Source organism: Streptomyces sp. NPDC107562, assembly GCF_055657325.1.
In genome coordinates, this window is the sequence record NZ_JBVKBE010000005.1 from 69,811 (window position 1) to 88,568 (window position 18,758).

Genomic DNA, 18,758 nt, shown 5'->3' on the forward strand with positions numbered 1-18,758 from the left:
GCGTCGGGAGGCGGTTCGGTGCCATGAGCAAAAACCCTTCGTAAACCGGGGTTCACAACCTGTTCGAGATCATGCGCCCCGCCGCCTGACGTGTCATCGCCTGCACGTGGCACGAATGCGCCATGTCGAAACTGCGACAGCCGCCGACGACCGTGCGTCCGGCCGTACTCCTCGCGCGCCGCGAGGGGTTGGGCGCTCCTGCGGCGCGGCCCGACAGCGGATAATTGCGGAATTGCCGGACATCCCAGTAAATTCCCGATGTGATGGCTCATCACCCCCGACACCGACACCGCCCGGTGTCCGGAAGGACAGCACCGCCGATGACCGACAGCGCAACGACGACCCGGGCCGACATCCGCGGCTTTCGCGCGGGTGACGGACCGCGGGTGGTGGAGGTGTGGCGGCGCAGCGCGCCGGGCGACCCCGTCACCGCGGACCGTTTCCGCTCCCTGGTGCTGCTCGACCCCAACTTCGATCCGGAGGGTCTGCGGGTCGCCGTGGAGGGGGAACGCGTTGTCGGCGCCGCCTACGCGGTGCGCCGTCGGACGCCGATGGCCGGCACCGACCTGGAGCCGCAGCAGGGCTGGATCCCCTTCTTCTTCGTCGCCCCGGACGCCCGTCGGCGCGGCCTCGGCCGCCGGCTGCTGACCGAGGCCCTCGACTGGCTGCACGGCCACGGCCGGACCCGGGTGGACTTCTCCTCGTACACCCCGAACTACGTCCTGCCCGGCCTGGACGCCGAGGCCTACCCGGAGGCCGCCCTGCTCCTGGAGTCCCTCGGCTTTCGCACGCTCTACGAGGCGGAGGCGATGGACCGTGGCCTGGTGGGCTACCGCATGCCGGAGGACGTCGCGCGCCGCGTGCGGGAACTGACGGCGGGGGGTTACCGGTTCGCCACCCCGTCCGACGACGACCTGGTCGACCTGTTCGCCCTCGCCGGGGACCACTTCGGCCCCGACTGGGCGTGCACGATCCGCGCGTCCGTGGCCGTGGGCACACCGGTCGACCGGATCGTCGTCGCCCGGGAGCCGTCGGGCCGCCTGGTCGGCTGGGCGATGCACGGCGCGTTCGACGCGGTGGACGAGCGGTTCGGCCCGATCGGCGTACTGGAGGAGATGCGCGGCACCGGACTCGGCGAGGTCCTCCTGCACCTCGTCCTGGAGAGGATGCGGGCGCGCCGCGCGCACTCCGCGTGGTTCCTGTGGACCGGCGCGCAGTCCCCCGCCGGCCACATGTACCGCAAGACCGGCTTCACCACGACCCGCGTGTTCCGCGTGATGCGCCGCGAGGGCGCGCGATGACGCCGGCCCGCCGCACCGCCCGGCTCAGCCGCCGCCACTTCGCGCTCGCGCTCCCCTCGGCGCTGCTCGCCTCCGGTTGCGCCGCGCCGCACCAGGGCACCGGGCGGCCGGGTGACCCGATCGTCCTCACCCTGCTCACCCACTACGCGAGCGGAGTGCTCAAGCAGGCCCTGCAGGGCCCGGTCGACGAGTGGAACGCCGGGCACGACCGGGTCAAGGTGCAGACGAAGGCGGTCGAGTTCACGGACCTGCTCACCACGTTCATGGTCCGGCAGGCCGCGGGCCAGGGCGCCGACATCCTCCACCCGTACTGCCTGTGGAACGGTCAGCTGGTCCAGGCCGGTGTCCTGCGGCCCGCTCCGCGGGAGTACGCCGAGGAGATCACCCGCGGTTACAGCCGCGCCGCGGTCGACGCCGCCTCGGTGCGCGGCCAGGTCTACGGCTATCCCACCGAGGCGCAGACGTACGCTCTCTACTACAACAAGCGGCTGCTGCGCGAAGCCGGCGTCGACCACCCGCCGCGGACCTGGCGGGAACTGGAGGAGGTCGCCTACCGCACCGCCCGGCAGGACCGGTTCGGCAACACCCTCGTCCAGGGGTTCGGACTCTCGACCGCCGACGACTCCACCACCGTCGGCCAGACGCTCGCCCTGCTCAACGCGGCCGGCGGCAGGTTCGTCTCCGAGGACGGCAGGAGCACCGCCATCGACTCCCCCGCCGGACGGGCCGTGTTCGACCTGGAGCACCGCCTCGTCAGCGGCGGCGCCAGCGTCCCCGGTGTCAACGTCTACAAGGCGTTCCGGTCGGGGCAGGTGGCCATGGTGGTCAGCGCCGGCTGGTGGACCGGGAGCCTGAAGACCCTGATGGGCACGGAGTACCGCGACGTCGGCGTCGCCCCGCTGCCCCTCCCGGAGGCGGACGGCAAGCGCGCCACGCTCTCCACCGGCTTCATGCTCGGGGTCAACGCGGCCGGCAGACACCCGGCCGCCGCCTGGGAGTTCCTGCGCTGGCTCAACACCGAGAAGGTGAGGGTCAAGGGTGCCGAGCCGGGCGGGAGAGCGACCCGGATGAGTTCCCTGCAGGTGTCTGCCGGTTCCCTGACCGGACGCGCCGACGACATGCGCACCCTCCTGGGCGCCCACGGCGACGCGAACCTGCGGCCCTTCCTGGACGCGCTGGCGTACTCGGTGCCGGAGCCGAACGTGCCGGGCGCGCAACAGGCGAAATCGTTGCTGCGCAAGAACATCGAGGCGCTGTGGACCGGTCAGCAGTCGGTCGACCAGGCACTGCGCACCACCCGCCGTCAGGTCGACCGAGAGGTGGCACGCTCATGGTGAACGCGCTGACGCCGGCCACGACCGAGCGGGCCGCGCCCAGCACGCCCCCCGTCCCGCTCACCGTCGACGGCCGCGTCCGGGCCCGGCGCCGGCAGACGGTCGTCGCCTATCTCTTCCTCACGCCGACATTGCTGTTCTTCGCGGTGTTCCTGCTCCTGCCCCTCGGTTTCGCGCTGCTGCTGTCGATGTCCCGCTGGTCGGGGTTCGACCTCGGCGGCATCCGGCCGGTCGGGACGGACAACTTCGCGGGACTCTTCGCCGACGGATCGACGTTCCTGGCACCGATCCTGACCAACACCCTGCTGTTCGCGCTGGGCACCGTGGTCCTCTCGCTCGCCGGCTCCGTGGTCGTCGCCACCTGCATCGACAATCTGCGGTTCCAGGGGCTGTGGCGCACCCTCTACTTCCTGCCGATCGTCACGACGGTGGTCGCCGTCGGCAACGTGTGGAAGTTCATGTACGAGCCGGGCGGCCTCGTCAACGGCGTGCTCAACTCCGTGGGGCTCGACTCGGTGGCCTTCCTCCAGGAGCCGGGCACCGCACTGCCGTCGGTCGTGGTCGTGCACGCGTGGGCCTCGGTGGGCTCCGCGATCCTCGTCCTGACCGCCGGGCTGAAGTCCATCCCCGAGTCGTACTACGAGGCCGCGGCGCTCGACGGGGCCGGGCCGGTCTCCGTCTTCTGGCGGATCACGCTGCCGCTGCTGCGGCCGTCCCTGCTGCTCGTATGCGTCACCCAGTTCATCAGCGGGCTGCAGTCCTTCGCGCTGATCACCGTGATGACCAAGGGCGGGCCGGGCGACGCGACCAACGTGGCCGCCCTGGAGATGTACCGGCAGGCGTTCTCCTACGGCCACTGGGGCCCCGCCAGCGCCGCCGCCTTCGTGCTCTTCCTGGTCGTCCTGGTGGTCACCCTGGCGCAGTTGTGGATCTTCCGGCGCAAGGAGGAGGACGTATGATCCGCCGCCGTTTCCCCTGGTTGTCCTCGCTGGTGGTGGTGACCGGCGCCGTGCTGACGGTGGTGCCGTTCCTCGACATGGTGATGACGTCGTTCAAGGGCGCGGGCGAGGCGGGCACGCTGCCGTACCGGTTCCTGCCCAAGGCGTTCGACTGGTCGAACTACCGGGCGGCGATCGACCAGCTCGATCTGCCGGTGCTGTTCCGCAACAGCGTCGTCGCGACCGCCGTGATCACCGTGTCCGTGCTGATCACCTCGTCGCTCGCCGGCTACGCCCTCGCCAAACTCCGCTTCCCCGGGCGGGACCTGATCTTCCGGCTCGTGCTGTCGACGATGATGTTCCCGCCGTTCCTCTTCTTCATCCCGCACTTCCTGATCCTGGTGCACTGGCCGCTGGCGGGCGGCAACGACCTGTTGGGGCGCGGGGGCGCGGGCCTGACCGTCAGCATCGCGGCGCTCGCGATGCCGTTCCTCGTCAACGGCTTCGGCATCTTCCTGATGCGCCAGTTCATGGTCTCCCTCCCGGACGAGGTCCTGGAGGCCGCGCGCATCGACGGCGCCGGCGAGTTCGCCGTGTGGTGGCGGATCGTCGTACCGCAGACCATGCCGGTCCTGCTGACGCTCGGTCTGCTGACGTTCGTCCAGGCGTGGAACGAGTACATCTGGGCGCTGCTCATCTCGACCGCGAACCCGGACGTGATGACCCTGCCCGTCGGCATCCAGTTCCTTCAGGACTACGTCGACCCCACCCGCACGATGCCGATCGTCATGGCGGGTCTCGTCATGAGCATCCTGCCGGTGCTGATCCTCTTCCTGCTGCTGCAGAAGTACTACATCCGAGGCGTGATGCTCAGCGGCCTCAAGTGAGAGCCGCTGGCGCGGGACCCCGGCCGTCCGGGGCCCCGCGCCAGTGGTCGGCGGCGGGTCGGTGCCGCCCGTGGGTGACCGTCCGTCAGCCGGACGGGACGGTCACCGGCCGGGTGTTCCAGCCGGAGACCCGTACGCGGGGGGCGCTGTCCGGATCGGTCGTCGGGTGCGTGGCCACCAGGGTCACCTCCTCACCGGGCCACAGGCTGACGTGGTTGTCGCTCCAGTGCACCGGCAGCACGGGCGTCTTCCCGTCCGCGGAGACCACGTCGACGTCGGTCAGCAGGACCGGGGCCTTCGTGGTGCCCGGGTGGCGCAGGGTCACGGTCGTCGTCGAGGTGTCCGTCGCGCCGGCCGCCTTCGTGGTGGCCGCCACGTCCAGGGTCACCTGCGGCATCGAGTTCAGGCCCGTCAGGTCGGCGTAGGAGGTGGTGGGGGTGTAGTACCAGTCGGTCTTCGCGTAGTCGAGGACGTCGTCACGGGTGGAGAGCCAGTAGACGTTGCGGCCCACCTCGCGTCCGGTGGAGTCGGTGAGCAACAGCCGCGCCAGGTACGTCTTTTCCAGCCCGGGGATTTCGGCCGGAACGGTCAGCGAGGTGGTGGTGACGCCACGGGCCTCGACGTCGACCCCGGTCGCCGTGCGGTCGTACTTCTCGGTCCCGTCGGGGTTGAAGAGCGTGACCCGGGCGGTGAGCCCCGAAGCGGCGGCCGAGCGGTTGTTGACGACGCTGACCTTGCGGTTGTCGTAGCCGTACTGGACGTGCAGTGGTTCGTTGGCCTTCTTCGCACCGAAGTACGAGCCGTTCTGGTCGAGGTAGCGGTCGATGAGCTGCCAGTGCAGCGAGGTCCAGCCGCTGTTGAGCATCCAGTAGATGACGCCGGTCGCCGGGGCGGTGGTGTCCTTGGCGTTGCGCGAGTAGGCCTCGAACTGGGCCCGCACGGCCTCGTACTGGGCCAGTTGGGCCTTGCGCACGTAGTCGCCGAGGCCGGTGGGCCGTCCGTAGCGGCCGGCGAGTGCGGCGTTGTACAGCTTGAGGGTCGAGAACGTGGGCGAGGGAGAGCGGTGGTACTGGACGGCGGCGGGCTGCTTCCAGAGGGTCTCCAGCTCGGCCGGGGTCATCATCCGTCGCAGGGTGTCGAGGGTGGGGATGCTCGGGCCCGCGCTGGTCTCGGAGTTGAACCCGGTGGCTCCGCCCTCGCGCTTGTCGTACCAGTAGCCGGGAGGCACCCATTCGTAGGGGCCGGTCATCCGCATCCCGGAACGGCCGGTGACGGGTGTCGGCTTGCCGGAGGCGGAGGGGATCACGGGCACCTTCCAGTCCGCCTCCCGCAGCGCGTCGAGATAGCCCGACTCGATCCTTGCGTTGGGCGCCGCGTCGCTGCCGATCAGGAAGGAGATCACGCTGGGGTGGTGGCGCAGCCGGGCCGCCTCGGCGGCCATCGACGCCCGGGCGACCGCGTGGTCGGCGGCGTTCCACTTCTCCCCGGACTCCGCGGGGTTGACCTCCCCTTCCCACTTGTTGCAGCACTCCCAGCCGGCGATCGTGAGGATGCCGTACCGGTCGGCGAGGTCGAAGAACTCGTCGGGTTCGAGGTGGCCCTCCAGACGGAGCGTGTTCAGGCCCAGGTCGCGGACGTAGCGCAGGCGGTGCTCGGCGTAGGCCGGGTCCCAGCGCAGGAACTCGTCGGGGGACCAGCCCGCGCCCTTGATCAGCAGCGGCCGGCCGTTGATCTGGTACTGGCGCGCGCCGTCGGCGTTGATCGGCGCCTGTACGTCGCGGATGCCGAAGGTGCTGTGCGCGGTGTCGGAGGTGACCCCGTCGACCGTCACGGCCAGGTCGAGGTCGTAGAGCGGCTGCTCGCCCATCCCGGCCGGCCACCACACGCGCGGCTGCGTCACGCGGAGGCCGGAGTGGTCGGCGGGAGAGAAGGCCACGGTCCGGCTCTCACCTGGCTTCAACGTCACCTGGCGGCCGAGGTCGGCGGGCCCGGCCGTGCCGGACAGGCGCGCGGTGACGGTGTCGGGCGAGTCGTTGCGCAGGCGGGCCTTGACGGTCAGGTCGGCGGAGTCCAGGGACGGCACGTCCAGGTCGGTGACGACATGGGCGTCGCGCAGGACGACCGGGCCGCTGCGGCGGACGACGACGTCGCGGACGATCCCCATGTTCCGGTCCGGGGGCGGCTGCAGCCAGTCGAGCCAGCCGACGGTGAGGTGCTTGCGCGGGTCGTTGGGATGGATCCGGAAGGCGACCGTGTTGGTGCCCGGCCGCACCAGGGACGTGACGTCCAGTTCGTGCCGGGTGTACGTCCCCACGACCTTGCTCGCCGTCGCGATCCGACGGCCGTTGACGAAGACGTCGGCGGCAGAGGTGATCCCGCTGACGTCCAGGTAGGTCCGCGTTCCCGGGCCGTCGACCGTGAAGTCGGACCGGAACCACCACGGGACCTCGAAGTCGGCGGCGGGGATCAGCTTCTGGTTCGTGGAGTGGAACGGGTCGGGGTACTTGCCGGCCGCCAGCAGGGCCGCGAGGACGGTGGAGCGAGCGCCGGCCTTGTACCAGCCCGTCGTGCGATACCCGGGACGCGACACTTCGGACGCCGGGTCCTCGACGCGTGCCGTCGACTGGATCATGAACTTGGACAGTGCGGTGCCGGAGTCGGGGCCGACGGGGACCGCGACGGCGGCCGGCGTAGCGCTCTCCACCCCGTCAGTAAAGCCGACCGGGGCGAGGGCGGGGGCCAGGAAGACGGACAGGCCGAGGAGGGCGGGGACCACGGATCGGCCGAGGACCCTGGCCGCTCGGCCTGTCGGCCCTCCGGGCGGGATGGACGGGAACGGGTGACCAGGGCGGCGTGGCGACAGCCTGCCCAGCTGTGAAGGCATGCCCTTCAGGATGCTGGCGACGCCCCGCCGACCGACGCTCCACATGCCGGGCGTCGCCCGATCGCAGCAACCCGCGGAGACTGGGGACCCGCCGGACATCGGGAGACGAGCGTCACCCCCAGATAAATATGCATCCGAGATGCAACATTGCTAGCGTGTGCCGCGTGAGACTGACCAGGTACACGGACCTCGCGCTCCGGGCGGTGATGCGCCTCGCCGTCGTGGACGACGAGGACCTGCTGACCACACGGCAGATCGCCGCCTCGATGAACGTCCCCTACACGCACATGGCCAAGGCCATCGCGCAGTTGCAGAGGCTGGGGGTGATCGAGGCGCGCCGCGGACGCAACGGCGGGCTCACGCTCACCGCCTCGGGCCGGCGCACGCCGGTGGGCGATCTGGTGCGCACCCTGGAAGGGGACCGGGAGGCCGTGGTGTGCGAGGGCGACACCCCCTGCCCCCTCGCGGGCGCCTGCCGGCTGCGGCGGGCACTGCGGGAGGCCCAGGACGCGTTCTACTCCTCCCTGAACGGCGTGACCGTGGCCGACCTGGTGACGGCGCCGACAGGACCGGTACTGCTGTCGCTGGGCGCTCCCCCGGACTGACGGCTCCCGCCGAAGGCGCCGACCCGGCCGTCTCGCACCACCGCGACGAGACCCGCCCCGCGGATTCCGCGCGACCAAAAATACGCATCTCAGATACCAATTAATCGAACCAGCGAAAACCAGGAGAGTGCCTGATGCTTTCTGCGCAGTCGGACCCCGTCGTCCGGGCGACGCTTCCCGTGGTGGGAGCCTCACTGACCACCATCACCGCACGGTTCTACGACCGCCTGTTCGAGGAGCGTCCCGAGCTCCTGCGGAACCTGTTCAACCGGACCAACCAGGTCACCGGCTCCCAGCGGGAGGCCCTGGCCGGCTCGGTCGCGGCCTTCGCCACCCTCCTCGTGGAGCGACCCGACGAGCGCCCGGACGCCATCCTGTCGCGCATCGCCCACAAGCACGTCTCGCTGGGCGTGACCGCCGACCAGTACCCGCTTGTCGGACGCCACCTGCTCGGAGCGGTCGCCGAGGTACTCGGTGACGCCGTCACCCCCGAGGTGGCAGCGGCCTGGGACGAGGTCTACTGGCTCATGGCCAACGCCCTGATCGCCGTCGAGTCCCGTCTCTACGCCCAGGCCGGCGTCGAGAACGGGGACGTCTGGCAGCGGATGGAGATCGCCGAGCGGCACCCGGAGTCCGACGACGCCGTCTCCCTGGTCCTGCGCCGGACCGACGGCCGCCCCGCCGCGGCCTTCCGGCCCGGCCAGTACGTCAGTGTGCGCGTCGGCCTGCCCGACGGTGCCCGCCAGATCCGCCAGTACAGCCTGTCGACCGCCCCCGGCCAGAAGACCTGGCGCATCACCGTCAAGCGTGAGCGCGGCGCCGACGGCCGGGTCCCCGACGGCGAGGTCTCGTCATGGCTGCACGCCAACGCCCAGGTCGGCGACCTGCTGGAGGTCTCGGTGCCGGCCGGTGACCTCACCCTGCCGGAGTCCGACGCGCCGCTCCTGCTCGCGTCCGCCGGCATCGGCATCACCCCGATGCTGTCGATGCTCGACCACCTCGCTCTCACCTCCTCCACGCGGCCCGTCACCGTTCTCCACGCCGACCGCACGCCGCGCGACCACGTCCACCGTGACGAGCAGGCGGATCTCGTCGACCGCCTGGCCGGCGCCGACCTGCACCTGTGGTACGAGAACGACCACCACCACTCCCCCGCCGCGAACGTCTTCGCCGGCCGGGCCACCCTCGACCACCTCACCCCCGGCTCCGGCACCACCGCCTACCTCTGCGGGCCGCTGCCCTTCATGCGCGCGGTGCGCGGGGAACTGCTGGCCAAGGGCGTACACCCCGCCGCCATCCACTACGAGGTGTTCGGCCCCGACCTCTGGATCAGCAAGTAGGCGGAACGGGGCAGGCGACGGCCGGCGATCGCTGTCCGCCCGCGGGGGGCAGCGATCGCCGGCACTCTCCGCCCGCGGTGGTCAGTTGTCCCCGTCCGCCGGTGCTCGCCACCGGCGGCCGAGGAGGACGACGGCCGTGCCCGCGGCCACCGACGCGGTCGCGATCCCGCCGAGCGCGACGGCCTGCGTCGTCCGCCGCCCGGAGCCGGTGTCGGCGAGGCTCTCACCGGAGGGGGAGTCGGCCGTCGTCGAGGCCCCGGTGGACCGCGCGGCCTGTTCGATCAGGCGGGAGACCGCGCCGGGCTGGGACACGGCGACGGCGTGGGAGGCCTTGACCTCGACGGTGTGCGCGTGGGCGCGCTTGGCCATGAACCGTTGCGAGGCCGGCGGGATGTTGCGGTCCTCGGTGCTGATGAGCGTCCAGGCCGGGATCGTCTTCCAGGCGGCCTCGGTGGCCTTCTCCTGCAGGGCCGACGCGGCCACGGGACGCTGGGCGGCGGCCATCAGGTCGGTCACCGACCTGGGCACGTCGGCGGCGAACTGGTCGTGGAACTTGTCGAGTTCGATGTACTGGTCGGTGCCCGAACCGCCGCCGGGAAGCGGGAACGGCACATTCTTCAGGGCGCTGCCGAGCGTGCTTCCGGGAAACTTGCCAGACAGTTCCAGGGCGCTCTCCCCCGCCTCCGGGCTGAAGGCGGCGACGAAGACGAGCGCCTTGACCCGGTCGTCGCCGACGGCGGCCTCGCTGATCACGGCGCCGCCGTAGGAGTGCCCGACGAGCACGACGGGCCCCTGCACGCTCTCCAGCACACTGTGGACGTACGCGGCGTCGCCGGCCAGCCCGCGCAGCGGATTGGCCGGCGCGAGGACCGGGTACCCCGCCCGCCGGAGCCGCTCGACCACTCCGTCCCAGCTGGACCCGTCGGCGAAGGCGCCGTGTATCAGCACGACGGTGGGCTTCGCGCCGCCGGCTCCCCCGTCCGGTGAAGCCGGTGCCGCCGGAGCCGCACACAGGACCGCGACGGCCGCCGCGGCCGCCGCGCCGTGAAGACGCCGCGTGTGGCGTCGTATGCCATGGACCGCGCTCATGCCGTTCGCCTTTCCTCGGGCTCTACGGCACCAGGCTTCACGCGCCCCGAGGGCCCGGCCAGCCCGTCCGGTGCAATCGGGTGAACCCGGTGCGGCCGCTCCAGGAGGGAAGGGGCGCCGGTGGCGGGAGTGCGCCGATTACCCGTACGGCCCCCACGTTCGGCAGGATGGGCGCCATGATCGAGATCCGGACGCCCCGTCTCATCCTCCGCCGCTGGCACGACGACGACCTCGTGCCCTTGGCCGACATCAACGCCGACCCGCAGGTCATGCGCTGGGTCGACGACGGCTCGACGCGCGGGCTGGAGCGCACGGCGCAGGACATCGAGGACTGGGAGGAGGAGTGGGACGAGGAAGGCTTCGGCCTGTTCGCGGTCGAACTGCTGGCCTCGGGTGAACTGGCCGGACTCACGGGACTGTACGTGCCCGCGTTCCTGCCCGAGGTGCTGCCCGCCGTGGCCGTCGGCTGGCGGCTCGGTTCACAGTACTGGGGCCAGGGATACGCGTCCGAAGCCGCCCACGCCACGCTGGAGTTCGCCCTCCAGGACCGCGGCCTCGACCGCGTCGTCAGCATCAACCGCATCGGCGACGAGGCCTCCGAGAACGTGGCGCGCAAACTCGGCATGACGCTCGACCACGAGACGACGCACCCGGAGCACGGCTTCGCTCTGCACGTCCACCACATCGACCTCACCGAGTTCCAGGCCTGAACGAGCCTGCGGGACGGGACGGCGTGCGTACCGCTCCTCCCGCCCAGCGGATGAGCATGCCGACGGCCGCGGCGCGGTCCGTGGAGGACAGGGCCTCCAGTGTCACGTGGTGGGCGGCGTCCGGCGCCCACAGGACCCGGGAGTCGTGGGCCGCGGGCGGGAACGCCTCGGCGACCGACGGATCCTGGGCGCCGTTGACGAACAGGATCCGGCTGCCGCGGCGGCGGACCCAGCGGTCGATGTCCGCCATGGCCGCACGGTCGAAGGGCATCGGGATGTCGCGGGGGACGAAGACGCGCGGTGCGATGCCGTCCGGGTGGCGTAGCAGGTCGGTCAGATGAGCGGTGGGAACGCTGAGATAGCCGAGCTGTGTGCCCAGCTGGTACCAGTACGGCACATGGTCCCCGGCGTTCCTGTCGGCGTACAGCGCGAGCCCGGCGGTGGCGTCCAGCCAGGTGTACAGCTCATCGACGGACGCGTCCGGCCGGGGAACGGCCGCGCGGTCCGCGGCGTCGGCGCCCCGCTGCCAGAACATGAACGGGGCGCGCAGCACGGCGACCTCCAGCGCCTGGTCCGCGCTGCCGACGATGCGGAAGGTGTCGCCGGTGGCGGCGGCCCAGGCCTCGTAGCGGCCGACCAGCTCCGCACGGTGGATCAGCAGGCTGCGTTGGACCGTTCGCAGTGCCTCGCGGTCGGCCGGCGTACCCACCGTGTCGAGGAAGCGCAGGTAGGCGGAGTCGTCGCGGTCGTCGACGTTGTTCGGGGCGGAGTAGGCGACGGTGCCCTCGACGTCGTGGGGGTGGAAGCGCCGGTGGTAGACGCTGGCCATGCCGCCCTTGCTGCCGCCCGTGGACATCCACGCGGCCGGGTAGAGACGGCGCAGGACGCGGACGATGCGGTGGTGGTCGTCGGCGGCCTGGCGCACGGTGAGGTGGGCGTAGCCGGGGGTGCCGGGCCTGGAGGTCCCGAAGTAGCGGTGTTCGACCAGGAGTTGGTTGGCGTCCAGCAGTACCGCCGGCTCGGTGCGGCGGGGCGTCAGCGGCACGTCGTAGCCGGTCGTGGCCAGGACCATCGGACGGTCCGTGCCGGTGTGCAGGAGGGTCAGGCGCTGCTCGAAGGTGCCGGCGGAGTGGTCGGTGTGGTCCACGGGCTGGCGCAGGCCCAGCACGAAGAACCGGTACCCCGGTTCGGCCCCGGGCCGTTCCTCCACGACCCGCAGCCCCGGCAGGGCGCGCAGACGCCGGACGATGTCGTCGTCGTGCGTGCGTCGTGTCCTGGCCGCGGCCCGCGCCGATCCCGCCGCCGGTCCGGCCGCCACGGCGGCCAGCCCTCCGGCTGAGGTCGCCGCCGCCGAGCGCAGCAGGTGTCGTCTCGTCAAGGTGGGCATCGCAGGTCCTCCCGTGCGTCGACTGCCTCCAGTACAGCGGCGGGCGGGCACGGGCCGGATCCCGTGCGCGGGGGATCCGTCTCCCCCCAGCGAGGGAGGCGGGTGCGACCGGAGTCGGCTCTAGAATGCTCTTTCGCACCATCACACCACCGAGCACAGCAATGCGTTCCGGTCACGGTGGTCTGCATACGGGGGGACGGGTGGGAGAGCGAGCGGCGCCCGCGGGCGTGTTGCGGTTCCTGGCGCTGCGGGCACGGTCGTATCGCTCCCTGCTCGCCGCCGCCCTGGTGACCGTCGTGCTGACCACCGCCGTGCTGGCCGCGCTCACCGCGTACGCGGGGGCGATCGGCGACGCGGCACTACGGCGGTCGCTCGCCGAGCGGGGCACGGCCGCCGAGGCCGCGCTCGTCGTCAAGGCCGACGTGCCGGGCGGCGAACGGCAGGCGGCCGACGACGCCGTGCGCGCGGGTGCCCGTGCGACCTTCGACGGGCTGCCCCTACGGGTGAGCACCCTGTTGCGGTCCGGTCCCTACGCGCTGCCGGTCACCGTGCGACCGGCGTCCGAGCGGAACGAGAACCCGGACCTCACCCACTTCGCCGCGCTCGATCGCACCCAGGTGCGGACCGTCTCCGGACGGCTGCCGCGCACGCCGGCGGCCGCCGGGTACATCGAGGCCGCGCTGCCGCGGAGCGCCGCCGAACGGCTCGGGCTGTCGCCCGGAGCCCGGCTGACCGTCACCGACCGTCTGGGGGGTCCCGCGGTACGTGTACTGATCACCGGCGTGTACCTGCCGGTCGATGTCGGCGCGCCCTACTGGGAGTTGGACGAACTGGGCGGCCGCGGGGTGAAGGCGTCCAGTTTCACGACGTACGGTCCCCTGCTCACCGCCCCCGGTGTACCGGCGTCGGGACGGGTGAGCGTCGGCGCGTCGGGCTGGCTGGTGACGGCCGACTACTCCTCGATGACGACGGCGCGCATAGGGACGCTGCGCGAGTCCGCCCGCACGGGGAGCGCGGCCCTGCGCGAGCGGCCCGTGCTCAGCGGTGCGACCGTCGCGGCCACGTCGCTGCCCGAGGTGCTGGACCGGGTCGAACGCTCGTTGCTCGTCACCCGTTCCACCGTGCTGATCGTCGCCGTCCAACTCGCTCTGCTGGCGGCCTGCGCCCTCCTGCTCGTCGCGCGCCTGCTCAGCTCCGAACGGGCGGCCGAGACAGGGTTGTTGCGGGCCCGCGGTGCCACCCGGGCACGGCTGGCGGGGCTGGCCGCGACGGAGGCCCTGCTCCTCTCCGTGCCCGCGCTGGTGGTCGCGCCGCTGCTGTCGGGGCCGTTGACGCGGCTGCTGGCGGGGCAGGGCGCGCTGGGCCGGACAGGGATGCGTCTCGACGTGCCGGTCGGCGGTCGGCCGGAGGTCTGGCTGGTCTCCGCGGGTGTGGCCGCGCTGTGCGCGCTGGCGGTGGCCGTCCCGGCGCTGCGGGCGTCCTTCGCGGGCACCGCCGGGGTGCGGGCGGGGGCGCTGCCCGCGTCGTTGCGGGCCGGTGCGGACCTCGGGCTGCTCGCCGTGGCCGGCGTGGCCCTGTGGCAGCTCGGCAGCCAAAGGTCGGGCGCCGTCACCGCCGACCGGGAGGGGGTCCTCGGGGTCGACCCGCTGCTGGTGGTCGCGCCCGCTCTCGTCCTGCTCGGCGGAACGGTCCTCGTGCTGCGGCTGCTGCCGCTGGCGGCACGGATCGCGGAGCGCCGGCTGGTGGAGGGGCGGGGGCTGACCGCGGCCATGGTCGGCTGGCAGTTCGGTCGCCGTCCGATGCGTGGCGCCGGCCCGGTGCTGCTCCTGGTCGTCTCGGTGGCGCTCGGTGTGCTGGCGGTCGGTCAGGGCGCGTCCTGGCACCGTTCCCAGGACGACCAGGCCGATTTCCGGGCGGGAGCCGACGTGCGGGTCCTCGCCTCGGGGGGCGGCGGGCCGGGCGGCGCGGACGCCTACGCCGACCTCCCCCATGTCGACGCGGTCGCCGCCGCCGTACGCACCACGCTGTCGCTCTCCGGCAGCCGGACCGCGACCGTACTGGCCCTCGACACGGCCGACGCGGCCGGGACGGTGCTGATGCGGGGCGACCTGACGGACCGTCCGCCGCTCTCCGGGCTCGCGCCGCGCGGGGAGCCCGGCGGCATCGAGGTGCCCGCGGGCACGGTCCGCCTCACGCTGACCGCCGCGCTGCACGGCCCGGCACCAGGGGCGGCAGCGGACGTCACCCTCACCCTGCGCGACCGTCACGGCACCAGCCACGAGATACCGTCCGGCCGTCTCCCCGCGGACGGCCGCCCGCACGCGCTGAGCCCCGACCTCGACGGCGCCCGTGGCCCGTTGGCCCTGACCGGGATCGAGCTGCGTACGACGCAACCGACCGGCCGTGCCCAGCGACATCGCCTGGCCCTCACCGCGCTCACGGCAGAGGCGGCCGAAGGCCCGGTGCGCGGACTGACGTTGCCGCGCAGGTGGGCGACCGCCGCCGAGGCCGAGTCGGCCGTCCCGTCCAGCGACGGCAGTACCGAGCCGACCCGACCGCGGATCACCTCGACGGCACCCGTCACCCTGACGTACGGCACCGGCTATCTGCCGCGTGACAGCATGTCGCCACCCTCACCGCTGGTGGTCCGGCTGAACGTCGCGCAGCCCGCGGCACCCGAGATCGCCGCGGTCGCCACCGACCGGTTCCTCACCGCGGCGGGCGCCCGCGAGGGGCAGCGCGTGGACGTGGCGTTCGACGGCCGGACCGTGCCGGTGCGCCTCGTCCGCACCGCGCGCGCCCTGCCCACCACCGAGTCGACCGCGCAGGACGGTGGGGCCCTGCTGGTCGATCTCCGGTCCGTCGACCGGGTGCTGCAGGCCCGCTACGGCACCGGCCTGCAGCCCACCGAGTGGTGGCTGCGCACCTCCGCGCCCGGCGCCGCCGCCGCGGCTGTACGGGCCCTGCCCGCGGTCGATCCCGCCCAGGTGGTGGTGCGCGACGAGATGGCGGCGGAACTCGAGGACGACCCGTTCGGCGTGGCCCCCGAGGCGGCACTGGTCGCGGCGGCCGCGGTGACGGTGCTGTTCGCCTCGCTCGGCTTCGCGGTCAGCGCGGCGGGGGCGATCCGGGCACGGGACGGCGAGTTCGCCGTGCTGCGCGCCCTGGGAGCACCGCGTCGGCGGCTGGCCCGGTTGATCGCCGTCGAACACGGCGTGCTCGTGGGCCTGGCGCTGCTGGCCGGCACCGCCCTCGGTGCCGTGCTGACCCACGCGCTGGTCCCCCTGGTCGTCCTGACCGGGCAGGCCGCCCGGCCGCTCCCGCCGGTCCTCGTCGAACTCCCGCTCCCCCGCCTGGCGGTCCTGCTGGCGGCTCTCGCCGCCGGTCCGGTCCTGGTGACCGCGGCCCTCGCCCTGCGGCGGACGAAGCCAGTGGTGACTCTCAGGGACGAGGTGGCCGAGTGAGCGCGCAGCGGGTGCCGGATCGGGGCCGAGGAGCGGACGCGACGCCGCCGCGTGGACGGGCCGTGGTGTTCCCGGCCCGGTTGCGGACCCGGCTGCGGGCCTTCGCCGGTACGTCCGTCGCGCTCGCGCTGCTGGTGGCCGTGACCGCCGCGCTGGCCGCCGCGTACCCGCGCGCCGTCGACCGGTACGCCGACGCGGGTCTGCGCCGGGCGGTCGAGCAGGCCCTTCCCGACCGGACGACGGTGCAGTTGCAGGCCTCGCCGCCCTGGGCCGCCACGGTCGCCGAGGCGGAGGCAGCCCTGCGGTCCGGTCCGCTGGCCGCGGCGCAGGCGAAGGTGCTCGCCACGGCCGAGGCCCCGCTCGTTCCCGACGCGGCGCAGTCCTCGTACGGCGTGCGGACGGCCGCCGGCCTGCCCACGGCCGACACCTGGCTTCCCCGGCCCAGCGGGCTGCCCGCCCAGGTGGTGCTCGCCGCCCAGCAGGACGTGGCCTCCCATGCGCGGCTCACCGCGGGCCGGCTGCCCCGCACCACGGGCGGACCCGTGACCGCGGGGACCAGGGAGGTCGAGGCCGCCGTCACCACGGACACCGCCCGTAGCCTGCGCATCCGTGTGGGCTCGCGGATCCACGTGCCCGGACCGGACGGCGTACTGCGCGTCCAGGTCACCGGCATCGTCGCCCCGCGCTCCCCCGCGGGCGCCTACTGGTCGGCGCTGCCGGTCCTGCGCACTCCCACGCTGAGCCGTCTGCCCGGCAGCGCGCCGACGGACGTCTACTGGCTCGGCGGTCTGCTCCTCGCCCCCGACGCCGGCCCCGCCCTCCTGGGCACCGCCGGCAATCCCCACCGGTACTGGCAGGTGGCGCCCGACGTCACCGCCCTGCGCGGGCACCAGGTCGACCGACTCTCGTCCGCCGTCGCGGCACTGGAGTCGGGTCCCGGAGTGCAGCGCCTGCGGGAAGTCGTCGACCCGGACCTGGAGGCCCAGACACATCTCGACGAGGTCCTCGCGGACCATGCCCGACTGCGGTCGGGCATCGAGCCGCTGCTCCTCATCGCCGCCGTCGGCACCGGCACCCTCGTCCTGATCGCCCTGGCCATGACCGGCGGCGTCACGGCCGACCGGCGGCGCGCCGAGCTCGCTCTGCTCCGTGCCCGGGGCGTCTCACTGCCGGGCCTCGCCGCGCGGCTGTTGGCGGAGACGGCCGTCGCGGCGGTGCCGGCCGGGGCCGTAGGGCTGGCCACCGCGCTGCTGGTCCTGCCCGGTGCCCGCACCGCACCCGCCGTCGCCGCCGCCCTCGCCGTCACCGTGGTCGCCTCTCTGGCCTTCCCTCTGCGCGCCGTGACGGCCCACCGTGCGGTACGGACGCACGAAGGCCGGGAGGACCTCACCTCGGCCCGGCCCTCGCGGCACCGGACGGTCGCGGAGCTCACCGTGCTGGTGATCGCGCTGGGAGCGGTCCTGGCCCTGCGACGGCAGGGTGCGCAGAGCACCGCGCTGGTGGCCGCCGCTCCGGTGCTGACCGGCGTGGTCGCGGCCCCGCTGCTGGTACGCCTCTACCCGCTGCCCTTGCGGGCGCTTGGCAGGTCGGCCGAGCGGATGCGCGGCGTGGTGCTTCCGTTGTCGCTGGCCCGCGCGTCCCGCGCCTCCGGCTTCGCCGTGCTGCCGCTGCTCGCCCTGCTCAGCGCCCTGACGACGGCCGCGTTCGGCGGCTCGTTCCTGGCGGGCGTCACCGCCGCCCGCGACCAGGCCGCGCTCATGGCCGTCGGCACCGACGGCCGAGTCGAGACGTCCACCGGCACACTGCCCCGGGCGCTGTCCGATCGCGTCGGCCGGCTGCCCGGCGTACGGGACGCGACGGAGGCGAGCCTCACGCCGGAGGCGAGGCCGGAACTGAGCAGCCGATCTCTGCCGCTGGCCGGTGTGGACCCCGACGCGTACGCGCGCCTGGCGCAGGGCACCGGGCTGGGGCCGTTCGACGCGGCGCGGCTGCGGCACGGCGGCACGGCCGGCCCCCTGCCCGCGCTGGCGTCGCCTCCCGTGGCCGGCGAGTACGGCACGGATCCCTTCTCCGTCCTGCTGGAGGACGGCACCGCCGTCAGCGTCCGGATCGTCCTGGTCAGGGAGCGCACTCCGGCCGTGTTCGGCGACGACTTCCTCGTTGTTGACCGCTCCGCGCTGCCTCGCGGCGCGGCGCGCACGACGACCTTGCTGCTGAGCGGGGACACCCTCGACGGCCCGGCGTTGCGCGCGGCGGCCAAGGGAACGGGGGCGACGGTTCGCCTGCGCGCCGAGGAACGCGCGCGGTATGTCGACTCACCCCTTCAATCGGGGGCGGAGCGACTGTACGGTGCCGCGGTCGCGGCGGGCGTTGGCTACGCCGTGCTCACCCTCCTGCTGACCGTGCTGCGCGCCGCGCCCGAACGCCGTGCCCTGCTCGCCCGGCTGCGCACGATGGGGCTCAGCCGGGCGCAGAGCCGTCGGCTGCTCGTCCTCGAAGCGCTCCCGCAGGCCTTCGTGGCCGCGGCGGGCGGCCTGCTGGCCGGCTGGGCCTGCGTCCACCTGCTGTCGCCCGGGATCGACCTCACGACCGTCGCCCTGGCCTCTCCGTCGGCACTCGACGGGGCCGAACTGCGCACCGACGCGCCCTCGCTGGCGGTTCCGGCGCTCACCGTGCTGGTGCTGACCATCGCCGTGGCCGCCGGCCAGGCCTGGTGGACCGGCAGGCGCGGCGGCTCGGTCCACGAACTGAGGCTGGGTGACCACTAGTCGATGAACGCCGCCGCGCGAGGAATCACCTTCCGGCACCGGCCCGTGCCC

12 protein-coding genes are annotated in these 18,758 nt (G+C 73.2%); 9 read left to right on the plus strand and 3 right to left on the minus strand.

The window, feature by feature from the left end; translation table 11 throughout:
* Positions 1–320 precede the first annotated feature (320 nt).
* Genes ACZ7LV_RS16770 through ACZ7LV_RS16785 form a run of 4 tightly spaced genes read left to right on the plus strand, consistent with a single transcriptional unit; the run spans position 321 to position 4,460 of the window.
* The gene (locus ACZ7LV_RS16770) at positions 321–1,301 is read left to right on the plus strand and encodes a GNAT family N-acetyltransferase (RefSeq protein WP_471940006.1); all 981 of its coding nucleotides are present in this window, start codon (positions 321–323) and stop codon (positions 1,299–1,301) included.
* Positions 1,298–2,638 carry an ABC transporter substrate-binding protein gene (locus ACZ7LV_RS16775; RefSeq protein WP_471940008.1) on the plus strand — a complete coding sequence of 447 codons (1,341 nt, stop codon included), beginning with the start codon at positions 1,298–1,300 and terminating at the stop codon, positions 2,636–2,638. Before ACZ7LV_RS16770 ends, ACZ7LV_RS16775 begins: the two co-directional genes overlap by 4 nt.
* A complete protein-coding gene (locus ACZ7LV_RS16780; protein WP_471940010.1) occupies positions 2,632–3,594 on the plus strand; it encodes a carbohydrate ABC transporter permease in 963 nt (320 codons plus the stop codon). The genes ACZ7LV_RS16775 and ACZ7LV_RS16780 overlap by 7 nt, the downstream gene beginning before the upstream one ends.
* Positions 3,591–4,460 carry a carbohydrate ABC transporter permease gene (locus tag ACZ7LV_RS16785; protein ID WP_471940011.1) on the plus strand — a complete coding sequence of 290 codons (870 nt, stop codon included), beginning with the start codon at positions 3,591–3,593 and terminating at the stop codon, positions 4,458–4,460. The genes ACZ7LV_RS16780 and ACZ7LV_RS16785 overlap by 4 nt, the downstream gene beginning before the upstream one ends.
* An 85-nt stretch (positions 4,461–4,545) precedes the next feature.
* On the opposite strand, the gene ACZ7LV_RS16790 is transcribed toward ACZ7LV_RS16785, so the two are convergent.
* Complete coding sequence (locus tag ACZ7LV_RS16790) at positions 4,546–7,236, minus strand: glycoside hydrolase family 2 protein (RefSeq protein ID WP_471940013.1); 2,691 nt, start codon at positions 7,234–7,236, stop codon at positions 4,546–4,548.
* Between the two features lie 272 nt (positions 7,237–7,508).
* On the opposite strand from ACZ7LV_RS16790, the gene ACZ7LV_RS16795 reads away from it, so the two are divergent.
* Positions 7,509–7,949, plus strand: coding sequence for an RrF2 family transcriptional regulator (locus tag ACZ7LV_RS16795; RefSeq protein ID WP_471940015.1), 441 nt, complete (start codon positions 7,509–7,511; stop codon positions 7,947–7,949).
* Between the two features lie 134 nt (positions 7,950–8,083).
* On the plus strand, positions 8,084–9,289 hold the full coding sequence (locus tag ACZ7LV_RS16800; protein WP_471940017.1) for a globin domain-containing protein: 1,206 nt from the start codon (positions 8,084–8,086) through the stop codon (positions 9,287–9,289).
* 81 nt (positions 9,290–9,370) lie between these two features.
* Here ACZ7LV_RS16800 and ACZ7LV_RS16805 read toward each other — a convergent pair whose 3' ends face one another.
* A complete protein-coding gene (locus tag ACZ7LV_RS16805; protein WP_471940019.1) occupies positions 9,371–10,378 on the minus strand; it encodes an alpha/beta fold hydrolase in 1,008 nt (335 codons plus the stop codon).
* A gap of 176 nt (positions 10,379–10,554) precedes the next feature.
* Here ACZ7LV_RS16805 and ACZ7LV_RS16810 point away from each other — a divergent pair, with 176 nt between their 5' ends.
* On the plus strand, positions 10,555–11,088 hold the full coding sequence (locus ACZ7LV_RS16810; RefSeq protein WP_471940021.1) for a GNAT family N-acetyltransferase: 534 nt from the start codon (positions 10,555–10,557) through the stop codon (positions 11,086–11,088).
* On the opposite strand, the gene ACZ7LV_RS16815 is transcribed toward ACZ7LV_RS16810, so the two are convergent.
* The gene (locus ACZ7LV_RS16815) at positions 11,069–12,475 is read right to left on the minus strand and encodes a S28 family serine protease (protein ID WP_471940023.1); all 1,407 of its coding nucleotides are present in this window, start codon (positions 12,473–12,475) and stop codon (positions 11,069–11,071) included. The two genes, ACZ7LV_RS16810 and ACZ7LV_RS16815, sit on opposite strands and share 20 nt — an antisense overlap.
* Positions 12,476–12,675: 200 nt before the next feature.
* On the opposite strand from ACZ7LV_RS16815, the gene ACZ7LV_RS16820 reads away from it, so the two are divergent.
* A complete protein-coding gene (locus tag ACZ7LV_RS16820) occupies positions 12,676–15,939 on the plus strand; it encodes an FtsX-like permease family protein (RefSeq protein ID WP_471940025.1) in 3,264 nt (1,087 codons plus the stop codon).
* Positions 15,936–18,707, plus strand: coding sequence for an FtsX-like permease family protein (locus ACZ7LV_RS16825; protein ID WP_471940027.1), 2,772 nt, complete (start codon positions 15,936–15,938; stop codon positions 18,705–18,707). Before ACZ7LV_RS16820 ends, ACZ7LV_RS16825 begins: the two co-directional genes overlap by 4 nt.
* Positions 18,708–18,758 lie beyond the last annotated feature (51 nt).

What these genes read in the sequence shown, in the direction of transcription:
- ACZ7LV_RS16775 (WP_471940008.1), top strand. Translation starts at nt 1,298, where the DNA reads ATGACGCCGGCCCGCCGCACCGCCCGGCTCAGCCGCCGCCACTTCGCG.
- ACZ7LV_RS16785 (WP_471940011.1), top strand. Translation starts at nt 3,591, where the DNA reads ATGATCCGCCGCCGTTTCCCCTGGTTGTCCTCGCTGGTGGTGGTGACC.
- ACZ7LV_RS16810 (WP_471940021.1), top strand. Translation starts at nt 10,555, where the DNA reads ATGATCGAGATCCGGACGCCCCGTCTCATCCTCCGCCGCTGGCACGAC.
- ACZ7LV_RS16770 (WP_471940006.1), top strand. Translation starts at nt 321, where the DNA reads ATGACCGACAGCGCAACGACGACCCGGGCCGACATCCGCGGCTTTCGC.
- ACZ7LV_RS16800 (WP_471940017.1), top strand. Translation starts at nt 8,084, where the DNA reads ATGCTTTCTGCGCAGTCGGACCCCGTCGTCCGGGCGACGCTTCCCGTG.
- ACZ7LV_RS16780 (WP_471940010.1), top strand. Translation starts at nt 2,632, where the DNA reads ATGGTGAACGCGCTGACGCCGGCCACGACCGAGCGGGCCGCGCCCAGC.
- ACZ7LV_RS16815 (WP_471940023.1), bottom strand. Translation starts at nt 12,475, where the DNA reads ATGCCCACCTTGACGAGACGACACCTGCTGCGCTCGGCGGCGGCGACC.
- ACZ7LV_RS16805 (WP_471940019.1), bottom strand. Translation starts at nt 10,378, where the DNA reads ATGAGCGCGGTCCATGGCATACGACGCCACACGCGGCGTCTTCACGGC.